The 10,209-nt window shown below is 34.2% G+C and carries 11 protein-coding genes; 8 read left to right on the plus strand and 3 right to left on the minus strand.

Annotation, left to right across the window (positions count from 1 at the left end; all coding sequences use genetic code 11):
* Positions 1 to 103 precede the first annotated feature (103 nt).
* The 3 genes from ACILQF_RS06400 (at position 104) to ACILQF_RS06410 (ending at position 3,023) form a co-directional block, all read left to right on the plus strand.
* Positions 104 to 778, plus strand: a complete 675-nt coding sequence (locus tag ACILQF_RS06400; protein WP_395626585.1) for a response regulator transcription factor — start codon at positions 104 to 106, stop codon at positions 776 to 778.
* On the plus strand, positions 779 to 2,107 hold the full coding sequence (locus ACILQF_RS06405; RefSeq protein ID WP_395626586.1) for a sensor histidine kinase: 1,329 nt from the start codon (positions 779 to 781) through the stop codon (positions 2,105 to 2,107). It abuts the gene before it with no gap.
* 412 nt (positions 2,108 to 2,519) lie between these two features.
* Positions 2,520 to 3,023 carry a plastocyanin/azurin family copper-binding protein gene (locus ACILQF_RS06410; protein ID WP_395626587.1) on the plus strand — a complete coding sequence of 168 codons (504 nt, stop codon included), beginning with the start codon at positions 2,520 to 2,522 and terminating at the stop codon, positions 3,021 to 3,023.
* Positions 3,024 to 3,059: 36 nt separating this feature from the next.
* On the opposite strand, the gene ACILQF_RS06415 is transcribed toward ACILQF_RS06410, so the two are convergent.
* The 3 genes from ACILQF_RS06415 to ACILQF_RS06425 form a co-directional block, all read right to left on the minus strand.
* Complete coding sequence (locus ACILQF_RS06415; protein WP_395626588.1) at positions 3,060 to 3,188, minus strand: hypothetical protein; 129 nt, start codon at positions 3,186 to 3,188, stop codon at positions 3,060 to 3,062.
* 177 nt (positions 3,189 to 3,365) lie between these two features.
* The gene (locus tag ACILQF_RS06420) at positions 3,366 to 4,040 is read right to left on the minus strand and encodes an arylesterase (RefSeq protein ID WP_395626589.1); all 675 of its coding nucleotides are present in this window, start codon (positions 4,038 to 4,040) and stop codon (positions 3,366 to 3,368) included.
* A gap of 81 nt (positions 4,041 to 4,121) precedes the next feature.
* Positions 4,122 to 5,009 (minus strand): hypothetical protein, encoded by an 888-nt coding sequence (locus tag ACILQF_RS06425; RefSeq protein WP_395626590.1) that lies wholly within the window; start codon positions 5,007 to 5,009, stop codon positions 4,122 to 4,124.
* Between the two features lie 341 nt (positions 5,010 to 5,350).
* Here ACILQF_RS06425 and ACILQF_RS06430 point away from each other — a divergent pair, with 341 nt between their 5' ends.
* The 5 genes from ACILQF_RS06430 to ACILQF_RS06450 all read left to right on the plus strand — a co-directional run.
* A complete protein-coding gene (locus ACILQF_RS06430) occupies positions 5,351 to 5,497 on the plus strand; it encodes a hypothetical protein (RefSeq protein ID WP_395626591.1) in 147 nt (48 codons plus the stop codon).
* 236 nt (positions 5,498 to 5,733) lie between these two features.
* A complete protein-coding gene (locus ACILQF_RS06435; protein WP_395626592.1) occupies positions 5,734 to 7,278 on the plus strand; it encodes a tetratricopeptide repeat protein in 1,545 nt (514 codons plus the stop codon).
* 4 nt (positions 7,279 to 7,282) lie between these two features.
* On the plus strand, positions 7,283 to 7,948 hold the full coding sequence (locus ACILQF_RS06440) for a response regulator (protein ID WP_395626593.1): 666 nt from the start codon (positions 7,283 to 7,285) through the stop codon (positions 7,946 to 7,948).
* A gap of 457 nt (positions 7,949 to 8,405) precedes the next feature.
* Positions 8,406 to 8,612, plus strand: coding sequence for a DUF6804 family protein (locus ACILQF_RS06445; RefSeq protein ID WP_395626594.1), 207 nt, complete (start codon positions 8,406 to 8,408; stop codon positions 8,610 to 8,612).
* 167 nt (positions 8,613 to 8,779) lie between these two features.
* The coding region (locus tag ACILQF_RS06450) for a tetratricopeptide repeat protein (protein WP_395626595.1) at positions 8,780 to 10,209 on the plus strand (1,430 nt) is incomplete at its 3' end.

Consider the following 10,209-nt stretch of genomic DNA (forward strand, 5'->3'; position numbering starts at 1 on the left):
CTTGAGGCAGGATGGCAAATATCGAGCCTTGGAAAAAACGTATCAGAAACGAAGCAAAAGCCACGGTCATTTTTTAATTTAAGTTTCTATTACCAATTCTGATTTGAAAGTACTGTTAATTGAAGATGAAAAAACGTTGGCCTATGAAGTTGAGGCCTTCCTGAAAAAGGCATTTTACCTTTGCGATATGGCTCATACTGCCAAGAAAGCACTAGAAATGCTTGGTGTAAACCCATACGATTTTGTTCTATTAGATTTGGGATTACCTGACCTTGATGGCTTAAAAGTGCTTCAGGAGGCTAAAAAGCTTAATCCTGATGCGGCTTATATCATTCTTACCGCTCGTGGAAATATTGAAGATCGGATTTTAGGCCTTGATTTAGGAGCAGATGATTATCTACCGAAACCTTTCTCGCTGCTAGAGCTACAATCACGGATGCAGGCAATTTCTAGAAGGAAGTTTAATGTGAATACTCAAGAAATTGATTTGGGTGAATTCATGATTGACCTGCAAAATAGGACGGTTAAACATCAGTCTGCGGAAATTGAACTTACCCGAAAGGAATTTGATTTACTCAGTTACTTACTTTTGCATAAAAACAGAGTACTGAACAGGATGCAGTTGAGTGAGCATATTTGGGGCTCTTTTGTTGATGATGATTATGATTCCAATTATATTGATGTTCATATTAAGAATATTCGTAAAAAATTAGGAGCTTACGGACAAGTAGAATGGCTTGAAACTGTTAGAGGAGTAGGTTATAAAATCAGAAAATAATTGAAATTAATTAGCAAACTCACGCTTTTTATTACGCTCTCAAAGCTTGCTATAGTTTTGTTGTTCGTGCTTACTCTGCCCTATCTGATTGAGCAAATTGCTAAAAACTATACCGATTTTTACCTTCAACAGCAGCAAAAAAAGGTGCTGGAGGTTGTTTCTAAAAATGGAGTAGATTCTTATTTGCAAGGAGAAGAAAGCTATGGTAGTTATACCATGTTGAAGGAGGAATATGTTTCTTTAGAGCCCGTAGAAAATGGCTTCAAGCTAGATACCATTTATACAGACGAGCGTATCATTGAACAAGATACACTCAACTATCGCGTCTTAATTCATGCTTTTAATACTGAACGTGGAACGTATTTGATGGAGGTTGGGAAAACCATCGAAACCATAGATCAATACAAGCGTCCGCTACAACGTATTGCCACCTATGTACTTCTCGGACTGATTCTCATAACTCTGATAATCGATCTTTTTTATACGCGCTTCCTGCTTAGGCCATTGGTAAAAATCATTCAGACTAAAATCATCAACAGGAAATTTCCTTTTAATGAAAATACGACACCCATAAAAACGAGTACCAGTGATTTTAGGTTTCTTGATGATTCATTAATTAAGCTCATGGAACAAATTCATGTCGATTTTGAGAAAGAACGAGAGTTTACTGCTAATGCATCACATGAATTGATGACACCTATCGGAATTCTGCAAAATAAGATCGAAAACCTAATGGGTGAGCCCGAAGTCAGCGATTTTGTTCAAGAACGCCTCATGGGCATGCAAAAAACACTAAACCGCCTCAAGCGCATTGTGCATTCTTTATTATTGATTTCTAGAATTGAAAATGATCAGTTTACCAAGAAAGAATCAGTAGCCGTGATCGAAGTATTTGATGATATTTTGGATGAAATTAGTCACCGATTAAGTGAAAAGGATATTAAACTAGAAATCAAAATTTCAAAGAACATCACTCTTAAGAACATCAACCGAGATCTTATTTTTCAAATGATTTATAATCTGGTGAATAATGCCATTCGTTATAATAAAGCATCCGGATTTATACACATAAATGATCGTTTGAATGCAGATGGTTCGTACGATATATATCTGATTGATAGTGGGATAGGTATTCCTGCCGAAGAGATAGGAACTATTTTTAATCGTTTTAAAAAGGCAAATCAATCAGAAGATTCGGTGGGCTATGGCCTCGGACTATCGATTGTTAAAAGTATAGCCGATTATCATCAAGTTACTATTTCTGTGGATTCAGATACGTCAAAAGGCACCACGTTTACCGTTTCTTTTCCTACGATTCTGGTTAAGTAGATTTTTTTCCTAGCATCTATTTTTAACCACAAAGATTTATGGAGCTTTTAAAGAGGAAAGAGATGAGTTATTTTCCTCTGGTCGGTGTTGTCCACCGCACCAGTTATTACCGCAGTTCTTCATCTCACAATAAATATTTTCATCTTATTTCCTCTTGGTTGGTGTTGCCCTTTAGACTTCTAAATGTCTGACAGTCTACTGAAACTTTCTTTTATTTATTTCTATACTATAACTCCTGCCAATTGCAAAGTAAATTAGCGAGCTTCAGTGCTGGCAAACAACCCCATTTCACCCACAATTATCATAATAAGGTAGAAATATCTTGATTCATCAATTGTGACAATCAGCAGATTATACTACATTTTTCATGACTTAATTTTGGACATTATTTAAAATTTAAAACAATAATTATATGAAAAATTTAAGTTTAATTGCTTTTTCGGCATTATTTGCCTTGAGTTCATGCGGCGGTAGCACAGATTCTTCTGAGACTAGCAGTGCAGATACTACGACTCAAGAAACTGTAGCAGCGCCAGTTGAGAAAGAAGTTTCAATTACCATTAATGCGGGCGATGATATGAAATATGATCTTCCCGAAATCACAGTTAAAGAAGGTCAGTTAGTTAAATTAACTCTTAACCATACTGGTAAAGTAGCCAAAGAAGCTATGGGCCATAATTGGGTATTATTAGCTCAAGGGACAATTGTTTCTGACTTTGCTACTAAAGCAATGCAAGCAAAAGATACGGATTACATTCCTGCCGGAGCCTCTGAAGTATTGTTTAATACTAAATTAATAGGTGGTGGGGAGTCTGTTACCATTGAATTTGTAGCACCAGCAAAGGGTGTTTATGAGTTTATCTGTACATTCCCCGGTCATAGTGGTATGATGAAGGGTAATTTTTACGTACAATAAATCACTAAAAATTATTGAATTAAAAAGCCCAAAATTTTAATTTTGGGCTTTTTTTTGTTCCTCTGGTCGGTCCTCTGGTCGGTGTTGTCCACCGTACCAGTCACCACCGTACCAGTCACCACCATACCAAGCCTCATTCCTACCAGTCACCACCGCAACAGCCACACCGCACCACTACCATCCCCAATAAATATTATCATCTTCTTGCAACTTATTCACTTTACCTGCGTCCTATATTTGAATTAGTTAGATATGATTTGTCCCTGATCACTTTGAGGAATTTGAAAAGGGTTAAAAAACGAAAAAAATCCGGTTTATCCGGATTTTTTCGTTTTATCTATTTTAGAGAATATCTTTTAAAACCTTCCAAACATTATCGGCTAATATTTGATGTCCTGCTGCTGTAGGGTGAATTCCATCCGCCTGATTAAGTTCAGGTATGCCACCCACGCGATCTAATAAAAAAGGAACTAAGGCCATGTTATTTTTCTTCGCAAGATCTGGGAAGATCATTCGGAAGTCGGATGCATAAGTTTTACCCATGTTGGGTGGCACTTCCATGCCGACGATCACCAGTTTCGCTTCCGGATATTTCGCTTTTACTTGATCAATAATACTCTGAAGATTTTTACGTGTTTCACTTACTGGAATGCCCCTTAATCCATCGTTTGCTCCCAACTCAAGAATAAAAATAGCTACATTATCCTTTAATAGCCAATCAATTCTGGCTTTACCTGCAGCAGAAGTCTCGCCACTAAGTCCCGCATTAATCACCTCATAAGGAAGCTGTAAGGAATCAATTTTATTCCCAAGAATGTCAGGAAATGCTTCCTCTTGTTCAACTCCTAGTCCGGCAGTAAGACTATCCCCAAAAACGAGAATGTTCTTCTTTGTACCTACAGATTTTTCCTTAGTTTTTTCAACGCCATCGATTTTCGTTTTATTATTTCCCCCACTTCCACAAGCGCAAAGCGTGGATAAAAGGAATAGGCTAATATAGTTTTTAAGTTTATTCATGGGAGATTATATGTGCTTACGAAAATACTGAATTAAGAAATTGTATCCTAAGAGGAATTTAGGAAAGGTTTTTTGTTGAACTCAATTAGTATTTATCAATCTTCTATTCTGCTCATTCAATATATATTTATTGAACATATACTTTGATAGTGGTTTTAATTGTTTTTCAGTATGAACTGGATGATTGCCAGGTGAAGTATATAATTCAATCACCTTATTAATTTTAGAATACCAAACTCCACTAATATTAGTGATTTTTAAGGTATCTGGACGAGTAATTTTTTTAAAATATCGAAGTTTTGATTCATCCAAAGCTATGATTTGAACTTGCGGCATCTTCTCATCGCAATTTTTCGAAACATAGCGATCCTTTGCCCAATACATGCATTGATTTTTATTTCCTCCAAAACTTAAAAAGGAATTTGAGCCCATAAATTGATTGAATACGAAGATCGAAATCAGGGCGATTAAAAAAATAGGAATAAGTCTAAGATTTCTTTTTTGATACCAGTGTTTTAAGGGTATACTGATATCAAATCCTAATAGTATAATTGACTCAGATTTAAACGCACTTTCATTTGTAATAGTTATAATCTCGCCTTTAGGAAGCTTCTTTGCTTCAAGACTAAACTGGTATGGCCTCGGATTAAAATCTATAAGCCACGCTAATAATTCGATATTTTTATCTTCCGTATCCTGGGTTTGTTCCTTTAAGAAATTAACCAATGGCTTAAACTTATCGGTATCAATCGTTTTTATTGCCTTTAAATACCCAAGATCTTCCTCCCGATGTCCAAAAAATTGACGAAGTATCCCAATGTCGCCCTTTGTGCTTCTAGATTGAAAAATTAAAATACATTCCTTTTTCAGCTTAGCTGCTGTAGGATTTATTAAATGTAACGGAAGAAGTCCCTGCTCCCGCATTTTTTTATAAAAATCAAGAACCTGGACTTTATAATCTGAGAACATCTGTTATAAATTTTGATTTTTTTTTATGAATCTAAGGAAATTTCATGCTTTTCCGGAATTCCTTTAGGAATTACAGGAATCTTCGGAATCAAATATAGCCACCCCAATCCCTAAGTCACAATTTTACTCCTGGAAGCCGAAACCATCCTAGGCAATATCGGTTTCCAAGAGAATAAAAATGCAGGAAAATTGATTGTCTTGGGAAACATCGATACCATCCTGCTTTTAAATTCTCAATCCTTCCCAAAATTTTAAGAGGCGCCTCTTGAATAACATGCAGCAAGCTTTTCGATAAGGTTCGGATAGCCCTGCCAGATTATTTACCTATTAATTTTTAAGAAATGATTGAGTTATTAATTGCAATCTTATTGGGATTGGCAAGCCCAACGGCTAGTACAACTGAAAGTGAAACTACAGCAACACAAACAATTAGTGATAATGTGGTAGTGGATACAGGTGGTGGAAACGGACAAATTCCACCACAATAATTAGATAGAAAGGGCGCATTAATGAAAATTGATGCGTCTTTTTTTATTTTTCAAATCATTAAAACATCAAAAAGAAAAAATCACACCGAATTGTATAAATTGGATAAAATTTTATTCATATGCATCGTTCGGTTTTATATATCCTTTTCATTACAATTTGCTACTCCTGCTCCAACTCTCAGAAAGTAGAGAAATCCCAAAATCCAATTTTTCAAAAAGCATATAAATTTCGTGACTTGGGTAAAAAAGATTCTGCTTTTACCTATTATAACAAAGCTAAGGATGAACTTCTTCAAGAAAGGGATAGTCTTAATGCGGCCGTTTGCATGATCAATATGGCTATTATTGCTTCAGATAAAAGCGATTTTTTTGGTGCACAAGAATTATCATTAAGTGCAGCGACCTTTTTAGATGATAAAAACCCGAAACATTATAAATTAAATTTATCTAATTATAATGCTCTTGGAATCGTAAGCTTTAGTTTAAAACAATATGATAAGGCTATTGAGTTTTATAATAAGAGTTTAGAATTCACGTCAGATAGTGCCTTTATCTTGATAATTAAAAACAATATTGGCAATGCATATCGAAAGAATGGTAACTATGAGGATGCAATTTCAGTTTTTAAAGGTATTATCACGCAAGATAAAAATGCTATAAATTACGCCCGAATACTTACAAACTATGCAAGTGCCAAATGGCTTCAAAACCCTAGCTATAATGCATCTACAGAACTTAGACAAGGATTAAAAATACGAATTAAAAAAAGAGATAAATTAGGCGAAAATAATAGTTATGATCATCTTACAGATTATTATTTAAAAACTCGTCCCGATAGTGCCCTATACTTTGCAAAGCAATGGCATCAAATGGTATACAATCTTGATAGTCCAGATGACCTTCTTGAATGCCTTAAAAAGCTTATTTTATTAAGTGATGAACAAAATTCAAAGAAATATTTCGCTCAGTATCGCCAATTGGCAGATAGCATTCAAACGGTAAGAAATAATGCCAAAAACCAATTTGCCCTCGTCCGTTACGAAACTGAAAAATATAAGGCTAATAGCCTAATGCTTCAACGAAAGGCCACAATTCGTACTATTTGGATTATTTCACTCAGTATTCTATTAGTTGGAGGATCTATCTTATCCATAGTATGGTACAAGAGACGTACAAAACGCCTAGCACTTATCGCTAAAAATGCCATTCAGGAAGGGCATTTAAAAACCTCCAAAAAGGTTCATGATGTGGTAGCCAATGGAATTTATCAAATAATGACCGAAATTGAGAATAATAAGGAGATTGTGCATGAGCAAATACTCGATAGAATGGAAGTATTGTATGAACGCTCCCGCGATATTTCCTATGAGGTCTTAGCCAAAGCAAATGAAGACAGTAGTTTTGAAAATACTATTCGCGAATTATTAGTTTCATTTGCTTCCGAAGAAACCAAAGTAGTTATTGTTGGAAATTCTAATGAGCTGTGGAAACATTTGCCCTATGAAGATCAATTTGAGATTAAACAAGTGCTTCAAGAGTTGATGGTAAACATGCGAAAACACAGTCGGGCGACTCAAGTAGCCGTTCGGTTTGAACTTAAAGGTGATAAAATTTTTATTTATTATACAGATAATGGCATTGGAATCTCTGACGGCATAAAATTTAAGAATGGTTTGACAAATACGGGAAACCGTATTAATAGTATTAATGGTATTATTAATTTTGGAACTAGTACGAAAGGCGGACTTAACGTACAGTTAATAATTCCTATTAAGGCTTAAAATTATGTTCAAAAGGGTTCTTATTGCTGAAGATCATGAAAGTTCTAATATTTCGATTAGGAAAGCTTTAGAGGATTTCGGTTGTTTGAATAATGATTATGTATATTATTGCGATGATGCACACAAACGGGTCACGCAAGCTATAAAGACTAGTGATGAGTATGATTTGTTGATTACAGATCTATCTTTTGAAGAGGATGAAGTCCCGCAAAAAATTGGTTCCGGTACCGAATTAATTAAGGCCGTAAGAGAATTGCAACCCAATATTAAGGTGATTGTATTTTCTGCTGAGAGTAAAGGAGCCATCATCGATAATCTATTTAAAGATCTAAACATCAATGCTTTTGTACGTAAAGCTCGTCGCGATGTTTCCGAACTGAACCAAGCATTTGAGGCCATTAGCAATCAAAAAACCTATTTGAGTACTGCTTTAAGAAGTTCAATTCAGTACAGTAATGCCTATGAATTTAAGGAGTTTGATATCATATTGATTAGTTTATTGTCTAATGGTGTTTTACAAAAAGATATTCCAAATCATTTGCAGATCAATAAAATTAAACCCTCCGGACTAAGCAGCGTGGAGAAGCGATTAAATTATATGAAGGAAGTCTTAAACTTCACTAATAATGAACAGTTAATTGCTTTTTGCAAAGATATTGGGGTGATATAATCCCAGCTTAATATACATATCCAAAATTTCATCAGAACAGTTAATTCCCAAAGGCCTTTTTGATGGCTAACCTAGTTTCCCCTAGATCGAAATCCATTTTCATTTAAAATTATCAACAATTCACCATTTTACGGTTTTCCGTAAGTATTTTTACTTTAAATTAAACATTTTTGAATAAGATAATTTATTCTTGTTTAAAGCCATATTCTAATGGTTATGTGCTTAGCGTTAGGTTTAATGATATTTTCCATTAATCTTAATAAGCACAAAACATGAAATAAAATTGTGTTTAATTTAAATTTTGTGATGATTTAGTTTATTGTGCTTTTGCCAATGACAACTGTTGGAGCTTTTATTGGCTATTTAAGATTGACAAAGTCGAGCGAAGCCCTATATGAAACGTTTGATTTTATAATCCGACGCACTTATGTGAGGTTATAGGTCTTTTTTTATTGGTGTGTTTGCAATTTTTTGGGTTTTGGCTATTCAGGCAGATAAAAAAGGTAATAAAACAGTGATGATCATCTATGCTGCCCTTGCTCTTTTATTTCAGCCATTTTTTAAAATAGCATTGGGTAGAGACTTATGGAATGTAATTGATGTGCTTGTGGGAATAGGACTTTTGGTATCTATTATTATAAAAACTCAAGAAAGAATTCTTTAAATAAATTTATAATATCTCCAATCATTTAATTAGGACAAAAAATACAATTCATGAAAAAGCCCCTCCTATTAATCCTCTGTTTTCTAGCTTTTACTCAATTTAGCTATGCGCAAACTTATTTTGATAAAGCTTTACAGTCATACGAGGCAGAAGATTATGAAAAAGCGTTGACACTTTTTAATCAAGAGTTAGAGCTTAATCCTAAAAATTATATGGCCTATTATTACAATGCCTTAATCCACAAAAATGAAGATGATATGGCTTTGGCATTAACCAGTATTAATCTAGGGCTAAAATATGTTCCATCTAAGGAAAAAGATTGGCTTTCGTTTTGTCTTCAGGCTCGGGGAGATATATATTTAGCAATAGAAAATTATGAAAATGCCCTTGCTGATTTCACCTCTGCAATAAAAAATACTCCTCAAAATGAGAATCGATATTTAAGCAGAGCCGAGACTTATATTCAAATGAATGATTATGTTAGTGCAGAGCAAGATTGCAAACAAGCTTTAAAAATTGATGAAGGAAATGAAAGGGCTTGGACTAATTTGGGTAAGATTTATCTTTTTGATAAAAAATATGATCAGGCAGAAAAAACACTTAATACGTTAATCAAATTATCTCCTAAATATCCGCTTGGTTATTTTTATAGAAGCTTTGTTTACCTAGAACTTGATAGAAAAGATGAGGCAATTAGTGACATTTTCGAAGCGTATATATTAGATGATACTGATAAAGAAACTCGTGGCTACCTCTTGTCTATGTCTGAAAAAAATATTCCTCTGGCACTTTCTAAGGCTAATACTGAAATAAGAAATAACCCAAACAAAGAGCAATGGTATTATATTAGAGCTCAGTTATATGAAGGCAAAGAAGATTATAAAACTGCCATTGAAGATTATAAAAAATTATTGGAATTAACAGATGTTGATTTTAGAGCATCTGTAAAATCTTTAATAGCAAGTTGTTATTCAGAATTGGGTGAATATGCTTCTGCTATTGCTAATTTTGATGAGTCTTTAGCTATTGATTCAACGCGAGCATACGATTATGGTAGTAGAGCTGATGCAAAACGTTTAACTAAGGATTATAAAGGCGCACTTGAAGATTTTACAAAAGCTATTGAATTAAATCCAACTGAAGAATGGTTTTATTATAGAAGGGGATGGGTAAAGGATGAATTTTTGAAAGATACACAAGGTGGCCTTAAAGATTACAATTCCGCAATTGAAATCAACAAAGATTATGCATATACCTATTTGCATAGGGGCAAATTATATGAGTTTAAATTGAAAGATTTAGCTAAGGCAAAAAAAGACTATGAAACCATTTTAACAATTGACACACTCGTTGCCAATAACGGAAACGTTCGCCATTATGCCTTGTTTCACTTAAACCGCATTGAAGAGGCAACTTCCTGGATGGATTCAATTGTAAACAAGTTTCCAAATAATGGTAATTATTATGATGCCTCTTGTTTATACTCCTTAATGAAAAAACCTAAAGATGCTATTTCAAACTTAAAATTAGCTTTTGAAAATGGTTATAGAGATTTTTTCCATTTGGCCGCTGATGATGATTTAGATAATGTTCGCGA

This window comes from Daejeonella sp. (genome assembly GCF_044232565.1).
GTDB lineage: Bacteria > Bacteroidota > Bacteroidia > Sphingobacteriales > Sphingobacteriaceae > Daejeonella.

Coding starts and splice junctions, on each gene's coding strand:
- ACILQF_RS06410 (WP_395626587.1), top strand. CDS start 2,520: ATGAAAAATTTAAGTTTAATTGCTTTTTCGGCATTATTTGCCTTGAGT.
- ACILQF_RS06420 (WP_395626589.1), bottom strand. CDS start 4,040: ATGAATAAACTTAAAAACTATATTAGCCTATTCCTTTTATCCACGCTT.
- ACILQF_RS06425 (WP_395626590.1), bottom strand. CDS start 5,009: ATGTTCTCAGATTATAAAGTCCAGGTTCTTGATTTTTATAAAAAAATG.
- ACILQF_RS06430 (WP_395626591.1), top strand. CDS start 5,351: ATGATTGAGTTATTAATTGCAATCTTATTGGGATTGGCAAGCCCAACG.
- ACILQF_RS06440 (WP_395626593.1), top strand. CDS start 7,283: ATGTTCAAAAGGGTTCTTATTGCTGAAGATCATGAAAGTTCTAATATT.